Source organism: Sinorhizobium sp. KGO-5, from assembly GCF_036245905.1.
GTDB classification, from domain to species: domain Bacteria; phylum Pseudomonadota; class Alphaproteobacteria; order Rhizobiales; family Rhizobiaceae; genus Sinorhizobium; species Sinorhizobium meliloti_A.
Map to the genome: position 1 here is coordinate 808,737 of NZ_BDIZ01000003.1, position 18,902 is coordinate 827,638.

An 18,902-nucleotide genomic window follows, 5' to 3' on the forward strand; every position below is an offset into this window, starting at 1 on the left:
TTCTCTCGGATTATTTCACCGCGCCGGCCATCAGCCCGCGCATGTAATAGCGTTGCAGAAGAAGGAAGACGAACAGGCAGGGAACGACCATCACCGCGACGCCGGCCTGCACCGCGCCCCAGTTGATCGCACCGAGACGGCCGGCGCGCACGGCGGTCATCAGAACGGGAAGCGTGTAATTGTCGTTGCTGGACAGAAGGACGAGCGCGGCGAAGAATTCGTTCCAGGCATTGAGGAAGGCGAAGATCGACACGGTCGCAATCCCGGGCATGACCAGCGGCAGCAACACCCGCACGAGCAGTTTCAGGTCGCGGGCGCCGTCGATGCGCGCCGCCTCCTCGATTTCCTTCGGCACGGCATCGAAGGCGTTGCGCATCATGAAGACGGAGAAGGGAAGCTGCAGCGTCACATAGACGAGCATCAGCCCGATGAGCGAATTGTTGAGCCCGAGCCGCGCCAGGATGATGAAAAGCGGCGTCAGGATCGACTGGAACGGGATCATCAGCGTCGCGATGATCAGCACGAAAAGCGCGTTCTTGAAGGGAAAGCGGTAGCGGGAGAAGCCGTAGCCGGCGAGCACGCTGACCGCGACGGTCAGGGCGACCGTTCCGATCGACACGAGGAGCGAATTGAACATGTGCTGCCAGATGCCGGCACCGAAGCTGTCGAGCGCCCGGTAGGCGTCGAAGCTCAGCCCCGAGATCGGCCATGGCGGCAGCGGCGGCCTGCCGGACTCGCTGTTCGGCCGGAAGGAGGCAAGAAAGGAAACGGCAAAGGGCGCCAGGAAGAAGAAGGCCGTGCCGATGCCGATGCCGTGGTAGACGATCCTGTCCCGGAGCGCCTTGCGGGCGCGGATTTCGCGGCGCGTCCTCATGGGCGTTCGTCCCCCACCTTGAGCAGCCAGAGCTGGACGACGCTGAGCGTCACCAGGATCAGGAGGAGCGCGATCGACAGTGCCGCGCCGTAGCCGAGATTGAAGGACACGAAGGACTGGTTGAAGATATAGTAGACGACGGAGATCATCTTGTTCTGCGGGCCGCCGCTGGTCATGATGTAGAACTGGTCGAAGGCGAGGATCGAGCCGGTGACCGAAAGGATGAGCGCCAGCGCCATGGTCCGGCGCATCAGGGGCAGCGTCAGGTGGCGGAAGCGTTGCCAGCGGCCGGCGCCGTCGATGCGCGCGGCCTCGGTCAGTTCGGCCGGGATGGCCTGCAGCCCCGTCAACAGGATGATCATGGTGAAGCCGGCGATCTTCCAGACCACCATGACGATGATGGTCAGAAACGCGGTATCGAACTTGGCGAGCAGGTTGATCCGTCCGGAGGTGAGGCCCAGCATATCGAAGAGCGGCGCGAAAAGCCCGCTGTCGACATTGGCGAGCCACACCCAGAGCAGCGAGGCGGATGCGAGCCCCACCACGACAGGCAGAAAGACAATGGTCCGGTAGAGCGAGACCAACGGCCTTTGTTTCTCCACGAAAATCGCCAGCGGAAAGGCGACCGCGAAAATCGCTATCGTGACGATCAGGGTATAGTGGGCGGTGAACCCGAGCGCGTTGAAGAACCGCGCATCGGTGAACATGCGCGTATAGTTGCGCAGACCGATCCAGGCCGGCTCGCCGAGCAGCGGCCATTTGTGCAGGCTCATCCACAGGGTGAACAGCACGGGCAGCACGAAGAAGAGCGTGACGAGCGCCATCGCCGGCGCGATATAGATGAGCCCGCGCCAGCCGGGTTGCCGCTTCGGGCGGCGTCGGTGCCTGGCGGATGTGAGCGCTGACGTCGTCATGTATGCACTTTCGAGAGTTTCGGGGCACTGGTGGCGGAGGGGGTTATCCCCACCCGCCATCCGCGAAGCGGCAGTTTCCTCGTGTCCGCCTTACTGCCCGGCGTCGATGATCGACTGCATCTCGTCTTGTGCGTTCGAGAACGCCCCGTCGACGTCGTCGCCATAGATCGCAGCATTGGTGAAGGTCGCCCACGGCCCGTTGGCGCTGTTGATCAGGTCGTTGAATTGCAGCGTATAAGGCGTCTGGGCAACGGCGATCGCCTCCATCCCGACCTTGAGGCGCGGGTCGAGGCCTTCGAGCACCTCATTGGCGATGTCGCCGCGGGTGGGCAGGCTGCCGAATTTCGCCATGATCTTCTGGCCTTCCGGCGAATAGGTATATTCGAGGAATTCCTTCACCTCTTCGAGCTTCGGCGTGCCCTTGGTGACGACGAAGTTGTCGCCGCCGGCGAAGGAGGACGGCTTGCCGTCGACGCCCGGGATCAGCGTCACGCCGAAATCGATCTCCGGATGCTGCGTCACCAGCGTGCCGATGGCGAAGGCGCCGAGGCTCTGCTGGCCGATCTTGCCATTGGTGAAGCTGAGGAAATTCACGCCGTTGTCGCTCGCGGCGCCCGCGGGAACGAGATCCTTCTCGACCATGTTGCGGTAGATGTCCACGGCCTTGCGCATTTGCGGCGTGTCGAGCGTCGCGGTCTTGCCGTCGGCTGAAAGGATATCGGCGCCCGCGCCCCAGGTCAGCGGCGTGAAGGTGAAGATCATGCAGCCACCGCAGCCGCCCCCGGAGAAATAGAAGCCGTAGGTGTCGCCACCGAGCGCGCGGATTTTCTCGGCATTGGCGGTGATCTCCTCCCAGGTCTCCGGCGCCTTTTCGGGGTCGAGGCCGGCCTTTTTGTAGAGGTCCTTGTTCCAGGCGAAGATCGAGGTCTCGACCGTGAGCGGCAGGCCGTAGATCTTGTCCTCATAGGTGCCGAGCTTCACATGCGAGGGCGAGAGCGAATTGAAGTAGGGCAGCGCCTTCGCCCAGTCGGTGAGGTCTTCCAGCTGACCGGCGGCGGCGAATGCCGGCGTGTAGATCAGGTCGAGCGAAAGCGCGTCCGGCGCCTGGCCGCCGGCGATCGCAGTGGCATATTTCTGCACGAGCTCGGCAAAAGGCACCTCGGTGAGCTCCACCTTGTGCTCGTGACTTGCATTGTAGGCCTTGACGACTTCCTTGAACGAGTCGCCGATACCCGAGCGGACCCACATGCTGATCGTCTCGGCCGATGCGACCGAGATCATGCTGGCCGATATGAGGGCCGTCGCTGCCATCAGTTTCGTGAACATTTCGCATTCCTCCCAAATGCGGGGCCACTCCGGGTGACCCCATCTCCTCAATCAGATCTGTCTTCCCCCGCCTCCGCAGGAGTCCCGTACGACAAGCCGGCAGGGCAGCTTGCGCAGGCCGGGCTCGATCGTCCGCCCCTCTGCAAGTGCAAGCACCATCAGCCCGGCCTCCCGCCCAAGCTCCTTCAGGTTCATGTCGACGGTCGTCAGCGGCGGCCGCGTCTGAGCCGCCATGATCTCCCAATTGTCGAAGCCGATGACGGAGACATCCTCCGGCACCTTGACGCCGCGCTCGCGCAGCGCATCGACCACGCCGCGGGCGATCTGGTCGTTGCCGCAGAAGACGCCATCGGGCCTCTCACCGCCCGCATCCCAGATGCGGCCGATCGCCTGGTGACCCCAGGCCTCCGACCAGACCCCATGCAGGACCGGCGCCCCACCGCCGGCGACGGCCCGAAATGCCTCGGCGCGCTCGACCGCGGAGGTAAATTCCAGCGGGCCTGTGATGTGCAACAGCCGCTTGCGGCCCATCTTCTGCAGCCGTCCCGCCGCCAGCCTCGCGCCATGACCGTCATCGGAGGTCAGCGTCACGCTGCCGGGCTCGCCCTTGGTGAAAGCATAGACGACGGGCACCGGCAGGCCGGCGAGATCGACCGGGAGAGACCTGTCGACCCGCTTGCCTGTCGCGATGATGCCGTCCACCTGCTTGTCCAGCATGGCGTCGACATGGATTTTCCCGAGCGCCGGGTCGTCCTCGATTGCGCAAAGGAAGACCGAAACCCCATGATCCACCAGCGCCTCGGAAATGCCGGCCATTACCGGAAGGGTGAAGCGGCCATAGGTGTCGTTGGTCAGAAGGCCGACTGTAAAGCTGCGATTGCTGAGCAGGCCGCGCGCCAGTGCGTTCGGACGAAAGCCGATTTCCGCCGCGAGATTCTTGATACGCTCGCGCGTTCCGGCGCCCATGCGGCCGTTGTCGTTGAGAGCCTTGGACACGGTCGAAACGCTCACGCCGGCAACCCTTGCCAGATCGTGAATCGTGACCCGATGTCCCTTGCCGCGCTGCAAACTCAGCTTCGCCTCCCTGATATAACTCAGGGTGAGAAAACCTTTTCTCAGCGAGTCCGTCAAGATGAGAAAAGGTTTTCTCACGAAAAAGTATGATTTTTCCCGTTCCGCGTTAGCGATCCGCTGGCTCATCCCGCGGCACGAGCGAGGCCGGCCTTCGCGGGACGATACGCTCCCCCCGAGAGCGCCGCAGACGAGCAGCCGAGACGCTCACCCCGCGGGGTGATGCCAGTTCGAGGTTGATCGCCTATAGTAAGAGCCTGGGCTGCTCAGGAACTGCAGGCGGGGGACCTGCAGTCCGGAGCAGGTCTGCCCACTATGCAGGAGGGGCCGCCATGAGCATCGAAGCTGCAGTCGAGAGCAGGCTTGCCGACCGGATTTATTCCGCATTGCTTCACGAGACGACGTGGCAAAGTTTTCTCGACGGCTTGGCCGCTACGCTTCCGGACGGCCGATCGACCTTGTTCTATCACGACGTCGACAGTGGGGCTGGGGCATGGGAGCTTACATCGGGTCTGCCGGCCGACGTCGTCTCGGACTACGCCAGCCACTATGCGAAGCTCAATCCGTGGATGCCCGCAGCCTCTCGGCGGAAGATCGGGATCGGTGTCGTCGCCGAGCAGATGCTGCCACGCGAGCAATTCGTGAAAACACCCTTCTACAACGACTTCTTTCGACCGATGGTCGGGGAAAGCGCGGTCGGCGTGACGCTCGCCAGAGAGCGCGGACAGTCAATGCTGCTGTCGATTACCACCTCGAGAGCCGATCCCGAGAAGAACCGGGACGTGGCCGATCTCCTGACGCGGTTGGCGCCGCATCTGCGGCGGGCCTTCCGGTACGCCAACCGGCGGAGCGCCGTCGCGTCCGAAATTGGCCGTTCCGTATGTCAGAAGAGTGAGCTGGGCGTCGTCGTCGTCGACGAAGGCGCTCGCGCGATCAATTTCGGCGCCCAGGGCCAGGCGATGGTCGAAGCGGGACGGGTCCTGAGGCTGACCCCCGGGGGAAAACTGCATATCCGGGACAGCGATGCTGACGCGGCGCTCCATGGGATGCTCCGCCGCGGCTTCGACGGAGACACGGCCACGACCTTCGTCCTCGGTTCAACGAAGCTCACGCTCATTCGCACGTGCAAGGACTGCGAGTCTGCCTATTTCGAAGGCCCTTCCGTGATCGTGCTGATCGAATCCCAAGCAAAGGAGCCGCCCCTGGATCTCAGGGGATTTGCAAGCGCGAATGGTCTGACGGCCGCGGAGTTGCGGGCAATGCAGGGTCTGATCTCGGGGCAGAATGCGGCGCGGATCGCCGATGCCGCCGGCATCTCGCGGGAGACGGTCAGGACCCAGGTGAAGAGCCTCTACGGCAAGCTCGGCGTCAGAAGCCAGATGGAGCTTCTTCGAATAAGCGGGCTGCTGCGAATGGAAAACTGACAATCGCTGGCGGGGGAAACGATGGCGACAATAGAGAACCCGACCCAGTCGGGTCGTGGGAAGCGCTGGGGAACGAAAATCATGTACTCTTTGATTGCGGGTGCTGCCTCGCTTGGCACGGCGATGGCGGAGCCGAGATGGGAGATGCTGCCGGAAACGCCGGACCTTCCCGCAGCAGGGCGCGAGGGAGAGGCGCCTGTGAACGGCATCGAGATCTGGCATGCGGTCTACGGCAGCGGCGAGCCCGTCATCATGCTCCACGGCGGACTCGGCAATTCGAACTATTGGGGAAACCAGATTTCCACGCTCGCCGGCTCCTATCAGGCCATCGTCATGGACAGTCGCGGCCATGGCCGCAGCACCCGGGATGAACGACCCTTGAGCTATGACCTCATGGCAACCGATGTGGTGGCGCTGATGGATTTCCTCGGCCTGCAGAAAGCCACCATCGTCGGCTGGAGCGACGGTGCGATCATCGGCCTGAAGCTCGCGATAGACCATGCGGAACGCATAAGCAGGGTGTTCGCTTTCGCAGCGAACAGCAAGCCGTCAGGCCTCTACCCACTGGACCAAAACGTATTGTTCAAAGCCTATCTCGACAGGGCGCGCGAAGAATATGTGAAACTGTCTCCCACACCGGGCGCCTGCGGCGACTTCCGTAAGCAGATGGACCGGATGTGGGAATCGCAACCGAACCTCACCGCAGAGGCTCTCGGCAGCATCGCCGTTCCCGTTTGGGTCGTGGATGGTGACCATGAGGAGGTCGTCAGGCGAGAAGACACGCTGTTCATCGCGGACAGCATTCCCGCAGCGGGTTTATTGATCCAGCCGGAAGTCAGCCATTTTTCGCTGCTTCAGGATCCGGAGCAATTTACCGATCACATCCTGCATTTCCTGGGCCGGGAATGAGGGGGCGTCGCGGCGATTGCAGCCCGGCCGTCATATGACGGCCGGGCTGCAACCGGACTCCCGTTCGGGCCCCGGCGTCTTTCAGGAAAAGCTGAGTGCCCTGTCGCCCTGCTCGTCCCTGATGCGCGTCGGCAGGCCGATACGGTTCAGGAGGTCGAGGAAGGGCCGGGGCGGCAGTTCTTCGACATTTGCCATCTGCTTCACATCCCACTCGCCGCTGGCGATCAGCATCGCGGCGGCCACCGGCGGAACGCCGGCCGTATAGGAGATGCCCTGCGAGCCCACTTCCTCATAGGCTTGCCTGTGGTCGGCGACGTTGTAGATGAACACCTCGTGTTCCCTGCCGTCCTTGAGGCCCTTCACGAAATCGCCGATGCAGGTCTTGCCCTCGTAGCCGGGCGCGAGCGACGCCGGGTCCGGCAGGACTGCCTTGACCACCTTCAGCGGCACCACTTCGAGGCCCTCGGCCGTCTTGACCGGCTGCTCTGACAGGAGGCCCAGGTTCTTCAGAACCGTGAAGACGTTGATGTAATGGTCGCCGAACCCCATCCAGAAGCGCACGTCGGCCCCGTCCATGTTCTTCGACAGCGAGTGAACCTCATCATGGCCGGTCATATAGGCCTTGCGCTTGCCGACGACGGGCAGGTCGAACTCCTTGCCGACCTCGAACATCCGGTTCGTCTGCCAGGCGCCCTTCTGCCAGGAATAGACGACGCCGGTAAATTCGCGGAAGTTGATCTCCGGATCGAAATTGGTGGCGAAATATTTGCCGTGGTTGCCGGCATTGATGTCGACGATGTCCACATCCGTGATCTTGTCGAAATATTCGTCCTTGGCGAGGCGCGCATAGGCATTGACCACGCCCGGGTCGAAGCCGACGCCGAGAATGGCGGTGATGCCCTTTTCCCTGCATTCGGCGGCGCGCTTCCATTCATAGTTCCCGTACCACGGCGGCGTTTCGCAGATCTTGTTCGGCTCTTCGTGGATCGCCGTGTCCATATAGGCCACACCCGTGTCCATGCATGCGCGCAGCACCGACATGTTGACGAAGGCGGAGCCGACATTGATCACGATCTGAGAGCCGGTGCTCACGATGAGCGCCTTCGTCGCCTCGACGTCGAGCGCGTCGAGCGCATGCGCCTCGAGCATCACCTCGGTCTTCAGGCTGTTCTTTTCGCGTACGGACTCGATGATCTTGCGGCACTTGTCGACCGTGCGTGAGGCAACATGAATATCTCCCAATACATCGCTGTTCTGGGCGCATTTGTGCGCCACGACCTGTGCCACGCCACCGGCGCCGATGATGAGAACGTTCTTTTTCATTTCGGGGGATATCTCCTTCTACCCGTCTTGCTTGCGCGAAGCCTCAGGAGAGGCTCTGCTCGTAGTCCGCGTAGGTGAATTCGCGGACGGTCCTGACGCTTCCGTCAAGTTCCCTGATGGCGATCGCCGGCATCTTCACGCCGTTGAACCAGTTCTTCTTGACCATGGTGTAGCCGGCGGCGTCCTGAAACGAGATGCGGTCGCCGACCTTCAGCTCTTCGGCGAAGCGGAACTCGCCGAAGACGTCGCCGGCGAGGCAGGACTTGCCGCAGATCATGTAGCTATGCGGCCCCTCGTTCGGCGAAACCTTGGCCGCCTCGCGATAGATCAGCAGGTCAAGCATGTGCGCCTCGATCGAACTGTCGACGATGGCGAGATTCTTGCCGTTATAGAGCGTGTCGAGCACCGTCACTTCGAGAGTCGTGCTCTTGGTAATCGACGCTTCGCCCGGCTCCAGATAGACCTGGACGCCGTAGCGGTCGGAAAATGCCCTGAGGCGCGCCGAAAAGGCCTCGACGGGATAGTCGTCCCCGGTGAAGTGAATGCCGCCGCCGAGGCTTACCCAATCGACGCGGGCGATGAGCGAGCCGAACCTTTCCTCGATCCGCGCGAGCATCCGGTCGAAGAGACCGAAATCCTTGTTCTCGCAATTGTTGTGGATCATGAAGCCGTTGATCCGGTCCATGACGCGCTCGACCTTCGCAACGTCCCACTCGCCAAGCCGGCTGAAGGGACGCGCGGGATCGGCCAGGTCGAAGCTCGAGGAACTGACCTGAGGGTTAAGTCGCAGTCCCCGCGCGATGCCCGCCGCCTGGTCGGCAAAACGCTCCAATTGCGAGATCGAGTTGAAGATGATCTTGTCGGCGTGAGAGACCACCTCGTCGATCTCGTTGTCGCCATAGGCGACACTATAGGCATGGGTTTCCTTGCCGAACCGCTCGCGGCCGAGCCTCACCTCGAAAAGCGAGGAAGACGTGGTGCCGTCCATATGGTCGCGCATGAGGTCGAAAACCGACCAGGTGGCGAAGCACTTCAGCGCCAGCAAAGCCTTGGCGCCGGATTTCTCGCGCACATGGGCGATCCTTTCCATGTTGCGAGTAAGCTTGGCTTTGTCGATGAGGTAGTATGGGGTCTCGATCAAGGCAGGACCTGCTGTTCTTAAATCCGAAACGGTCCTCCTAGGAAAACGTGGCCGTTTGCGCAACCCGGCTCGGCCGGCCGAGACAAAATGCCCGCCCCGTGGCCCTTACGGGGCGCGTCCGTCAAAGGAAGCTGCCTCGCGCGGCAGCCTGGAGCAGCGGGTCGCAAGGGGGATCGGCGAATCCCGCCTCCGCAAGCGCACTCAGCGCCTCCGCGACCTTGTGAAGGCCGTGCGCCTGGGCATGATGCATCAGCCCGCCCCGCCAGCGCGGAAAGCCGTAGCCATGGATCTCCACGAGATCGATATCGGAGGCCCTCAGAGCCGTTCCGTCTTCGACAATCCGCGTAGCCTCGTTGACCATCGGCCAAAGGATGCAGTCGGCGATGGAGGCCTCGTCCCAAACGCTTCGGGGCCGGCCCCGAGCCTCGTCCGCGATGATGCGGGCGACCGTCGCGGAGGGCCGTGGCGTTCGGTCGCCGGGCGCGTAGTCGTACCAGCCGCCGCCGCTCTTCTGGCCGAAGCGCCCGATCTCCGAAAGACGGTCGGCGACCGGCGCAAAAGCCGTCTCGCCGCGGGCGCGGGCGGCACGGCGCTGGAAGGCGGCGATATCGAGCCCGCCGAGGTCCTGCGCCTCGAACGGCCCCATCGGCAGCCCGAAGGCGCGCATGGCGGCATCGACGGCGGCGGGTGTCGCGCCGCCGAGCAGCAGCCGCTCGGCTTGGGCCCGCATCACCTTGAGAATCCGGTTGCCGATGAAACCGTCCGAGATACCCGCGCGCACGGGGATTTTGTTCAGCATCCGCGCCAGCGCGAAACCGGTCGCCAGCACCTCGGGCGCCGTCGCTTGCGTGGGCACGATTTCGAGAAGCTTCATCACCTGCGCGGGGCTGAAGAAATGCAGCCCGAGAAACCGCTCCGGGCTCCCGATGTCCGCGGCGATCCGTTCGGGATCGAGATAGGACGTGTTCGTCGCGAGAATGGCGTCAGCGCGACAGACGGCGGCGAGCCTTCGAAAGACATCGCGCTTCACGTCGAGATCCTCGAAGACCGCCTCGATGATCAGGTCCGCCTCGGCGAGCGCTGTATAATGCGTCGTGCCGGTAACGGCTGCCAGGCGCTCGGCCGCAAGCCTCGCGGAGATGCGTCCGCGCTTCACCGCGCCGTCGAAGATTGCGCGCAGCCTGGCAAGCGCCCGTTCCACCGCCGCCTCGTCGCGCTCGACCAGGACGAGCGGAAGTCCGGCGTTGAGCAGGACCGCGGCGATGCCGGTTCCCATGGTGCCGCCGCCGATCACCGCCGCCGAACGGATCGGGCGCGGCTCGATGCCGGCTAGCGCCGGCGGACGGCGTGCGGCGCGCTCGGCATGAAAAACGTGGCGCAGCGGGTTGCCCGCGGCGACGACGGCGACCCCGTCTCTATGCACGATGCTGAGGGGCACGATGCTCGTCCTCCGTGCGTCATGATTGACCGGCCGGTCGGACCATGCAAGGCTTTTATGGGCGCGAACCAGAGGGTGCAGGGAGGAAACATGTCCGATTCCGACACCGTGCTGTCGGCGCTTGAAGCCGGCGTCCTGCGCCTGACGCTCAACCGGCCCGACAAGCTCAATGCCTTCAACGAGGAAATGCATCTCGCACTGCGCGCCGGCTTCGAGCGCGCCGGATCGGACGACGATGTGCGTGCCGTGATGCTGACGGGAGCGGGGCGCGGCTTTTCCGCGGGCCAGGATCTCGGCGACCGCGATCCCCGCAAGGGCGGCACGCCGGACCTCGGCCACACGATCGAGACCTTCTACAATCCGCTCCTGAAGCTGATCCGAAGCCTGGAAAAGCCCGTCGTCTGCGCCGTCAACGGGGTTGCCGCGGGGGCCGGGGCCAACATCGCCTTCGCCTGCGACATCACGCTTGCCGCCCGCTCCGCCCGCTTCATTCAGGCCTTCGCGAAAATCGGACTGGTGCCCGATTCCGGCGGAACCTGGAGCCTGCCGCGGCTCGTCGGCGAGGCGCGAGCCAAGGCGCTGGCGATGACGGCCGAACCGCTGGACGCAGAGACGGCGGCGAGCTGGGGCCTGATCTGGCGCGCCGTCGACGACGCGGCGCTGATGGACGAGGCCTCCGCACTTGCCGTGCGGCTCGCTGCCGGGCCGACCAGGGGGCTCGGTCTGACCAAGCGCGCGATCCACGCCGCCGCCGCCCATTCCTTCGACGAACAACTCGACCTCGAACGCGACCTGCAGCGCGAAGCCGGCCGCAGCGCCGACTATGCAGAGGGCGTGGCAGCCTTCCTGGAGAAGCGTAACCCGAAATTCAGCGGTCGGTGACCGATGCGGGACCTTGACGCCGGGCACCCCCTCTGAATTGGATCGGCAGGGCGGAGAGGGTATCGACGCCATCCGATCGGAGTCCGTCTACTCCCCAACATCCCGCCCCGTTTCCGCGACCGTCTTCAGCCGATGGGCGAATTCCCGCCGAAGCGTGCGGCGCAGCTCGGCCGCCTGGTGGCGGCGTTTTTCGGTTGCCGTCTCCGGATGGTACTCCGGGACCGTGACGGGACGGCCCGCTTCGTCCACGGCGACCATGGTGAAATAGCAGGAATTGGTGTGCCGCCGCGTGCCCGCCCGGATGTTTTCCGCCTCCACCCTTATTCCGACCTCCATCGAGGTACGGCCGGCATAGTTGATCGCCGCGCGGAAGGTGACGAGTTCGCCGACATGGATCGGCTCCTTGAAGATCACCTGGTCGACGGAGAGCGTCACCGCATATTGCTTGGAAAAGCGCGACGCGCAGGAGAAGGCCACTCGGTCGAGCAGGTTCAATAGCGCACCGCCATGCACCTTGCCGCTGAAATTCGCCATGTCCGGCGTCATCAGGACCGTCATCACCAGATGCCGCGTCTCCTGCTCCGTCATCATTCTTCCCCGCTTCCGGTCTTCGCCACCATGGTCAATACATCATATTGCGCGACGGTTGCGCCAGTCTGGTTGGAAACGCGGCAGTCCCATCGCACCTCCCCATAGTCGGCATTCATTCGCGGACTGATCTCCTTGCAGGTGAGGCGGACCCGAAGCGTGTCGCCGGGATAGACGGGAGCCAGGAAGCGCAGTCCGTCGACGCCGTAATTTGCGAGCACCGGCCCCGGGGCGGGATCGACGAAGAGACCGGCGGCCAGGGAAACGACGAGATAACCATGCGCGACGCGGCCGTCGAAGAACGGATTGGCGCGGGCGGTCTCCTCGTCCATATGCGCGTAGAACGTATCGCCGGTGAACTCGGCGAAATGCTCGATGTCCTCGAGCCTGACGGTGCGCGTCGCCGTAACGATCTGGTCGCCGACCCGCAGCTCTGCCAGCGACTTGCGGAAGGGGTGCTCGCCCCCGGCTCGCGCCGGCGCACCCTCCATCCAGCGGCCGGTGACCGCCGAGACGAGGCCTGGCGCGCCCTGAACGGCCGTGCGCTGCATGTAGTGCCTGACGCCCCGCATGCCGCCCAGTTCCTCGCCGCCGCCCGCCCGGCCCGGGCCGCCATGGACGAGACCCGGCAAGGGCGAGCCGTGCCCGGTCGAGGATTTCGCGCTCAGGCGGTTGCCGATCATCACGCGGCCATGAAACGGCGCCATGCCGATCACCAGCTCCTGCGCAATATCGGGATCAGCGGTGAAGACGGAGGTGACGAGACTCCCCCTTCCGCGCCGGACGAGTTCAACCGCCTCTTCCGCCGTATCATAGGGCATGATCGTGCTCACGGGGCCGAAGGCCTCGACGTCGTGAACCGACCGCGCTGCGCCGGGACGATCGCAATAGAGAAGAACGGGATTGAGGAAAGCCCCCGCCTCCGCATCGCCGGAGACGAGCTGCGGCCTTGCCGGATCGCCCGCAACGATCTCTGCATCCGTTGTGAGATCGCGGATGCGCGCCCTCACCTCTTCGCGCTGGCCGAGGCTTGCGAGCGGCCCCATCCGCACGTTCTCGTCGGCGGGATCGCCGAGCGGAACCTTGGCAAGCCGCTCGCCGAGAACAGCGACCAGCGCGTCGCAATGGGCCCGCGGCGCAATCACCCGGCGAATGGCCGTGCATTTCTGCCCGGCCTTGGACGTCATCTCGCGGGCGACTTCGCGGACGAAAAGATCGAATTCCTCCGTTCCAGGGGCCGCATCGAGCCCGAGGACAGCCGCATTGAGGCTATCGGCTTCCATGGTGAAGCGCACCGAATTGCCGACGATCGCGGGATGGGTCTTGAGCTTGCGCCCGGTCGTGGCCGAACCGGTGAAGGTCACCACGTCCTGGTCGCCGACATGATCCAGAAGATCGCGCGAGGAGCCGCAGACGAGCTGGAGCGCGCCTTCCGGAAGCAAACCGGTGTCGAGGATCCGCCGCACCACCAGCTCGGCGAGATAGGCGGTCTGGCTCGCAGGCTTGACGATCGCAGGCATCCCCGCCAGCAGCGTCGGCGCGAGCTTTTCGAGCATGCCCCAGGAGGGAAAGTTGAAGGCATTGATGTGCACCGCGATGCCCTGAAAAGGTGTCAGGATATGTTGGGCGGAAAACGTATTGTCGCGTGACAGCGTCTCGACACCGCCATCGAGGAGGACGCGACTGTTCGGTAGCTCCCGCCTGCCCTTCGAGGCATAGGAGAAAAGTGTCCCGATGCCGCCTTCGATGTCGATCCAGCTGTCCGCACGCGTGGCGCCGGTGGCGGTGGAGAGCGCATAGAATTCCTCCTTGCGCTCCATCAGTGACTGGGCAAGCGCCTTCAGCATCATCGCCCGCTCGTGGAACGACATCCGGCGAAGCGCCGGCCCGCCCTTTTCGCGTCCATAGGCAAGCGCGGCGGCGAAATCGATGCCGCCGGAATCGACGAGCGCCACCGGCGCGCCGGTCGCGGCGTCGCAAAGGGTCACGCCGTCCTTCGCTCCGCGCATCCAGGTGCCGGCGATATAGCTTTCGAGCCGGCGCGGCCGGTCCGCCACTGCGTTCATCGGATGGTCCTCCCGTCAGTTCAGCTTCAGCGTCGGCTCGGCATCGGCGGTCACTGATCGTAGCTGACCACGATCCGGTCGCTGAGCGGATAGGATTGGCAGGTCAGCACATAGCCCTGCTCTACCTCGTAGTCCTCGAGCGCGTTGTTGCTCTCCATCTCCACCTCGCCTTCAAGCACCTTGGCGCGGCATGAGGAGCAGACCCCCGCCTTGCAGGCAAATGGTGCGTCCATGCTGTTTTCGAGCGCCGCTTCGAGCAGGCTCAGCCCCTCTTTCGGAAAGGTGAAGCTGCGCGTGGCGCCGTCGAGTATCACGGTCGCCTCGCAGCGCGCCCGGCTATCGGCGCCGGCGGCGCTTTCGACCTTGCGCCGGGCGCGGCCGGGCTGGGAGGAGGCGAACAGCTCGAACTTGATCCGATCGTCGCCGAGGCCATGCGCGCGAAGTGCTGCGGCAACCGCGAGCATCATCGGCTCAGGCCCGCAGATGAAGGCGGTATCGGCCGACCTTACATCGATCCAGCTGCGGAAGAGGGCAGTGCATTTTTCCTGATCGAGCCGGCCGCTGAACAGGTCGACCTCCTGGGCTTCGTTTTCGAGGACGTGCAGAACGGAAAGCCGCCCCAGATAGAGGTTCTTGAGGTCGTCCAGTTCCTCGCGGAACATGATGGAGCTGAAGTGGCGGTTGGCATAGACAAGCGTGAATGCGGACCGCGGCTCCCGCGCGAGCACCGTCTTGATGAGCGAGAGCACCGGCGTGATGCCGCTGCCGCCCGCAAAGCCGAGATAGTGTCTGGCGGCCTCCGGCTCGATAGGCGTGAAGAAGGCCCCCATCGGCGGCATGGCTTCCAGCGTGTCGCCGGGCGAGAGCTCCTCATTCGCCCAACTGGAGAAGCAGCCGTCATCGACGCGCTTGATGCCCACCTTCAGGGCGCCTTCGTCGAGACCGGCGCAGATCGAATACGAACGGCGCAGTTCCTCGCCGCCGAAGAGGCGGCGGAACGTCAGATATTGCCCCTGCTTGAAATCGAAGGCAGCGCGGTCCTCCTCGCGCGGCTCGAGCGTCACGACCACGGCATCGCGCGTATCGCGCCGGACCTCGATGACCTGAAGAGGATAAAAGCGTGCCATGTGAGCGTTCTTCCCGCCTCGCATTCAGATGCATTTGAAATAATCGAAGGGCTCCAGACAGTCCCGGCAGCGATAGCTCGCCTTGCAGGGCGTCGATCCGAACTGGCTGACCTTTTCGGTCCGGGCGGAACCGCAACGCGGACAGGAGACCGTCTGCGCCGCGCCGCCCGAGAGGCCTTCGATCCGTTTCAACAGCCTGCCCTCGGCTCCGGTGCCGTCGACGGGAGCCGCAATGCCGTAGCTTTCAAGCTTTTCGCGGCCCTCGGCGCTAATCCAGTCGGTGGTCCATGCGGGCGAGAGCTGGCGTTCGAGCCTGACACTCTCGATGCCGTTCTCCTTGAGCTGCCGCTCGATATCGAGATTGATGACCGCCGTGGCGGGACAGCCCGAATAGGTCGGCGTCACCGTCACCACCAGCGTTTCGCCATCCCAGCCGACGTTGCGGACGATGCCGAGGTCGGTCACGGAGATGACCGGAATTTCCGGGTCCGGCACTTGCGAGAGCCAGTGCCACACATCCGCGATCGAGGGGCGTATCGCCGTTGCCATGCGAGCCTCCTACCAGCTGGCGCCGGGATAGGCGCGCTGCAGGAACTGCATCTCGGCGAGCACATAACCGAGATGCTCCGTATGGAGGCCGCGCTTGCCGCCCCCGTGCATATAGCGGTCCTCCGGTTTTTCGAGCGTCGCCGCGCGAAGTGTCTCGGCGGCCAGCGCCTCCCAATCGGCCCTCAAGCTCTCCGGTTCCGGCGCGACGCCGGCAGCCGCAAGGGCGAGGTCGTGCGCCTCGCTCACGAACATCTCGCCGGTATAGGGCCAAAGATCGTCCAGCGCCTCCTGCATGCGGGCGTGGCTTTCCGCCGTTCCGTCGCCGAGGCGGATCACGAGATCGCGGCTCCGTTCGAAATGATAGGCCACCTCCTTCGACGCCTTCTCGGCTATCCCAGCAATGCGCGGCGCGCAGGAGCTGCGAAGGCCTTTCAGTGCGAGATAGTGCCATGCATCGAACAGGAACTGGCGCATCAGCGTCTCGCCGTAACCGCCGTTTGGCCGCTCGGTAAGCAGCAGGTTGCGGAAGTCTCGCACGTCGCGGAGATAGGCAAGATCGTCCGCGCTGCGGCCCCTTCCCTCGACCTCGCCTGCAAGGCCGAGCCAGAGCTGTGTCTGGCCGATGAGGTCGAGTGCCGTGTTGGCGAGCGCGATGTCCTCTTCGAGAGCCGGGGCGTGGCCGCACCATTCCGAAAGGCGATGGCCGAGGATCAGCGTATTGTCGCCCATGCCGAGCAGGAAATCGAAAAGCGCGGCCCGGTCGACGGCCGCCTGCATCGCGGTTGCCTGAACCATCACATGTGCCCTGCCTCATCCGGAATGTCGAAGAAAGTCGGGTGACGGTAGACCTTCGCATTCGCAGGCTCGAACAACGGGCCCTTTTCCGAGGGCGCGCTTGCCGCTATGTCGCTCGAACGCACCACCCAGATGCTGACGCCCTCGTTGCGGCGGGTGTAGACGTCGCGGGCGTTGTTGATCGCCATTTCGGCATCCGGCGCGTGCAGGCTGCCGACATGGCGATGGCTCAGGCCGTGCTGGCCGCGGATGAAGACTTCCCAGAGGGGCCATTCGCTGGACATAACGTTTCGCTCCCGATGTTCATTCGGCGGCGACCGGCTGCGCGCGACGAGCGGCCTTTTCGGCATGTGCCGTCAGGCCGTCCCGGAACCAGGCGCCGTCCTCCCAGGCCGTCCTGCGCGCGCCGAGACGCTCGGCATTACAGGGGCCATTGCCGGCGATCACCTCGAAAAATTCGTTCCAGTCCGGCTCGCCGAAATCGTAGCCGCCTTTTTCCTCGTTCCACTTCAGATCCGGATCGGGGATGGTCAGTCCGAGATATTCTGCCTGTGGTACCGTCTGGTCGACGAATTCCCGTCTGAGTTCGTCGTTGGAGTTCTGCTTGATCTTCCAGGCCATCGACTGGGCCGAGTGGACCGAGGCGTCGTCCGACGGGCCGAACATCATCAGCGACGGCCACCACCAGCGGTTCAGCGCGTCCTGCACCATGGCCTTCTGGGCAGGCGTGCCCTTCATCATCTTGATCAGGATGTCGTAGCCCTGCCGCTGATGGAAGCTCTCTTCCTTGCAGATGCGGATCATCGCGCGCGAATAGGGTCCGTAGGAACAGCGCTGCAGCGGCACCTGATTCATGATCGCCGCGCCGTCGACGAGCCAACCGATGGCACCGATATCCGCCCAGCTGAGCGTCGGATAATTGAAGATCGACGAATACTTGGCCTTGCCGGAATGGAGCTGCTCGTAAAGCGCGTCGCGGCTCACCCCCAGCGTCTCGGCGGCGCAGTAGAGGTAGAGACCATGCCCCGCCTCGTCCTGAACCTTGGCGAGGAGGATCGCCTTGCGCTCCAGCGTCGGCGCACGGGTGATCCAGTTGCCTTCGGGAAGCTGGCCGACGATCTCGGAATGGGCGTGCTGGCTGATCTGGCGGATGAGCGTCTTGCGATAGCCTTCGGGCATCCATTCCTTCGGCTCGATCTTCTGACCCGCGTCGATCCGCTCCTGGAAAGCGCGCTCTTGCGGGTCCATATCGTCGCGGCTTTTGACCCGAGGGGCATCCGTCTTCACCATTTGAGCATACATGCTGCTCTCTCCTCCGCCGGAGGCGTTCGGGAGTGATGTCGATGCAGTTCCTTTTGACCGATCGGTTAGAATTTAGCGCAGGACATGTCACACTTCAACGTCATTTACACATTTTTCTGTGACATTTAATGAATGAGATGGGGCGGGTATTTTCGTCCCTCTTCGTACGCGTCGCAGATTGAGGAACGAAGGAGCGCGGCAGGTTAACCGGGGCCATCGGCTTTCCCAGGCGCAGCTTCGCCGCTCAGCATTTGAAGCCGATGCTCCGTCGCGCCGGTCGCCTTCGGCAGCGGACCCGTGAGCGTGACGCAGTTCCGCCCGACATGCAGGTCCGCCTGGGGAGACAGGCTGCGGTATAGCCGGGCGAACAGGCGGCGGGCTTCGTCGCCCGGCCAATCGGCGGGCAGAATTTCGGCTGGCAGGCGCGGCTCACGGAGCGTCACGAAGCGGAACTGGTGTACCATGAGTAGGCGTGCAGAAAGGCACTCAGCGGGAGCAATCGCCGTAGCGGTATCCGGAAGATCGGCGAGCCTGCCGAAGCAGGCAAGGAACCGCCGGTAGGCCTGCGCGTGAGGTGCGAGGTCCCAACAGCTCGAGGCAAACGCCTTCAACTCGCTCGCGCCCTGGGCAGGCTCCGCGCGGAAGACCACGGCGGGCATGATCGCGCTCGGGAACGGCCGCACGCCGACCGCGAGCCGGGGGCCAAGGCGCGCATGACCTGAGCGCTCGAGCACCTGCATCCGCTCCTCGGCCGACGAACCCATCAGCTGCACGAAGTGCCAGCTCGCTTCCTCCGGAGGTCCGAAGATCACCTGCGCCGCCGCGGCGAATTCCGCGCGTGCGGCATCCGTCAGCCGATAGAAGCTGCGCCGTCCCTCCCGTTCTCCGGCGAGCTGGCCGGCGGCGACAAGACGGGATACGGCGGTTCTCACAAGCGTCTCGCTGATGCCGACGCCGGCGCAGATCTCGATCAGGTTGCCGATCCAGATCGCGCCGCCGCGCGGCTCCACCACGTCGCCATAGATGGTAACGATGAAGCTTGCGGCCCTGAGCGGCGTTTCATCCAGAATTGCCCGGATGATCCTAGAGCCCTGCTCTGCCGAACTTTCGCCATTCGCCTGCATCCGACCGCCTTCCGAGCCCCATCCGCTGCGTGTTTTAAACCGTAGCCGA

At 64.1% G+C, this 18,902-nt stretch carries 18 protein-coding genes; 3 read left to right on the plus strand and 15 right to left on the minus strand.

Annotated features, from left to right (window positions below; all coding sequences use genetic code 11):
- Positions 1–10: 10 nt before the first annotated feature.
- From BHD07_RS17810 to BHD07_RS17825, 4 genes are all read right to left on the minus strand, one after another.
- Positions 11–874: a carbohydrate ABC transporter permease gene (locus BHD07_RS17810; RefSeq protein WP_275599522.1), complete on the minus strand. Its 864-nt coding sequence runs from the start codon at positions 872–874 to the stop codon at positions 11–13.
- Complete coding sequence (locus BHD07_RS17815) at positions 871–1,788, minus strand: carbohydrate ABC transporter permease (RefSeq protein ID WP_018096085.1); 918 nt, start codon at positions 1,786–1,788, stop codon at positions 871–873. Before BHD07_RS17815 ends, BHD07_RS17810 begins: the two co-directional genes overlap by 4 nt.
- 90 nt (positions 1,789–1,878) lie before the next feature.
- Positions 1,879–3,114, minus strand: a complete 1,236-nt coding sequence (locus tag BHD07_RS17820; RefSeq protein WP_338282101.1) for an ABC transporter substrate-binding protein — start codon at positions 3,112–3,114, stop codon at positions 1,879–1,881.
- A 51-nt stretch (positions 3,115–3,165) separates the two neighbouring features.
- Positions 3,166–4,125, minus strand: a complete 960-nt coding sequence (locus tag BHD07_RS17825) for a LacI family DNA-binding transcriptional regulator (RefSeq protein WP_338282317.1) — start codon at positions 4,123–4,125, stop codon at positions 3,166–3,168.
- 392 nt (positions 4,126–4,517) lie between these two features.
- On the opposite strand from BHD07_RS17825, the gene BHD07_RS17830 reads away from it, so the two are divergent.
- Together BHD07_RS17830 and BHD07_RS17835 are read left to right on the plus strand one after the other, a co-directional pair.
- Positions 4,518–5,609 (plus strand): helix-turn-helix transcriptional regulator, encoded by a 1,092-nt coding sequence (locus BHD07_RS17830; RefSeq protein WP_338282103.1) that lies wholly within the window; start codon positions 4,518–4,520, stop codon positions 5,607–5,609.
- A gap of 81 nt (positions 5,610–5,690) precedes the next feature.
- On the plus strand, positions 5,691–6,518 hold the full coding sequence (locus BHD07_RS17835) for an alpha/beta fold hydrolase (RefSeq protein WP_338282105.1): 828 nt from the start codon (positions 5,691–5,693) through the stop codon (positions 6,516–6,518).
- A gap of 81 nt (positions 6,519–6,599) precedes the next feature.
- Here BHD07_RS17835 and BHD07_RS17840 read toward each other — a convergent pair whose 3' ends face one another.
- The 3 genes from BHD07_RS17840 to BHD07_RS17850 all read right to left on the minus strand — a co-directional run bounded on the left by BHD07_RS17840 (position 6,600) and on the right by BHD07_RS17850 (position 10,420).
- Positions 6,600–7,841 (minus strand): saccharopine dehydrogenase family protein, encoded by a 1,242-nt coding sequence (locus tag BHD07_RS17840; RefSeq protein ID WP_338282106.1) that lies wholly within the window; start codon positions 7,839–7,841, stop codon positions 6,600–6,602.
- A gap of 43 nt (positions 7,842–7,884) precedes the next feature.
- Positions 7,885–8,982 (minus strand): carboxynorspermidine decarboxylase, encoded by a 1,098-nt coding sequence (nspC, locus tag BHD07_RS17845; RefSeq protein WP_102761556.1) that lies wholly within the window; start codon positions 8,980–8,982, stop codon positions 7,885–7,887.
- Between the two features lie 121 nt (positions 8,983–9,103).
- Positions 9,104–10,420 carry a 3-hydroxyacyl-CoA dehydrogenase family protein gene (locus BHD07_RS17850; protein ID WP_338282109.1) on the minus strand — a complete coding sequence of 439 codons (1,317 nt, stop codon included), beginning with the start codon at positions 10,418–10,420 and terminating at the stop codon, positions 9,104–9,106.
- 90 nt (positions 10,421–10,510) lie between these two features.
- Between BHD07_RS17850 and paaG the strand changes: the two genes are divergently transcribed.
- On the plus strand, positions 10,511–11,302 hold the full coding sequence (paaG, locus tag BHD07_RS17855; RefSeq protein WP_102763743.1) for a 2-(1,2-epoxy-1,2-dihydrophenyl)acetyl-CoA isomerase PaaG: 792 nt from the start codon (positions 10,511–10,513) through the stop codon (positions 11,300–11,302).
- Between the two features lie 87 nt (positions 11,303–11,389).
- Here the strand turns inward: paaG and BHD07_RS17860 are convergent, their stop codons facing one another.
- The 8 genes from BHD07_RS17860 to paaX form a co-directional block, all read right to left on the minus strand.
- Positions 11,390–11,890 (minus strand): acyl-CoA thioesterase, encoded by a 501-nt coding sequence (locus BHD07_RS17860; RefSeq protein ID WP_018096076.1) that lies wholly within the window; start codon positions 11,888–11,890, stop codon positions 11,390–11,392.
- Positions 11,890–13,956, minus strand: coding sequence for a phenylacetic acid degradation bifunctional protein PaaZ (gene paaZ, locus BHD07_RS17865; RefSeq protein WP_338282111.1), 2,067 nt, complete (start codon positions 13,954–13,956; stop codon positions 11,890–11,892). The genes BHD07_RS17860 and paaZ overlap by 1 nt, the downstream gene beginning before the upstream one ends.
- A 50-nt stretch (positions 13,957–14,006) precedes the next feature.
- Entirely contained in the window at positions 14,007–15,083 is a 1,077-nt protein-coding gene (gene paaE, locus BHD07_RS17870) for a 1,2-phenylacetyl-CoA epoxidase subunit PaaE (RefSeq protein WP_338282113.1), read from the minus strand.
- A 24-nt stretch (positions 15,084–15,107) separates the two neighbouring features.
- Positions 15,108–15,632 (minus strand): 1,2-phenylacetyl-CoA epoxidase subunit PaaD, encoded by a 525-nt coding sequence (gene paaD, locus BHD07_RS17875; protein ID WP_100671089.1) that lies wholly within the window; start codon positions 15,630–15,632, stop codon positions 15,108–15,110.
- Between the two features lie 9 nt (positions 15,633–15,641).
- Complete coding sequence (gene paaC, locus BHD07_RS17880) at positions 15,642–16,427, minus strand: 1,2-phenylacetyl-CoA epoxidase subunit PaaC (protein ID WP_338282115.1); 786 nt, start codon at positions 16,425–16,427, stop codon at positions 15,642–15,644.
- The gene (gene paaB, locus BHD07_RS17885) at positions 16,427–16,711 is read right to left on the minus strand and encodes a 1,2-phenylacetyl-CoA epoxidase subunit PaaB (RefSeq protein WP_100671085.1); all 285 of its coding nucleotides are present in this window, start codon (positions 16,709–16,711) and stop codon (positions 16,427–16,429) included. The genes paaC and paaB overlap by 1 nt, the downstream gene beginning before the upstream one ends.
- A 19-nt stretch (positions 16,712–16,730) precedes the next feature.
- Positions 16,731–17,729 carry a 1,2-phenylacetyl-CoA epoxidase subunit PaaA gene (gene paaA / locus BHD07_RS17890; protein WP_338282117.1) on the minus strand — a complete coding sequence of 333 codons (999 nt, stop codon included), beginning with the start codon at positions 17,727–17,729 and terminating at the stop codon, positions 16,731–16,733.
- Positions 17,730–17,932: 203 nt separating this feature from the next.
- On the minus strand, positions 17,933–18,853 hold the full coding sequence (gene paaX, locus BHD07_RS17895) for a phenylacetic acid degradation operon negative regulatory protein PaaX (protein ID WP_338282119.1): 921 nt from the start codon (positions 18,851–18,853) through the stop codon (positions 17,933–17,935).
- Positions 18,854–18,902: the final 49 nt, after the last annotated feature.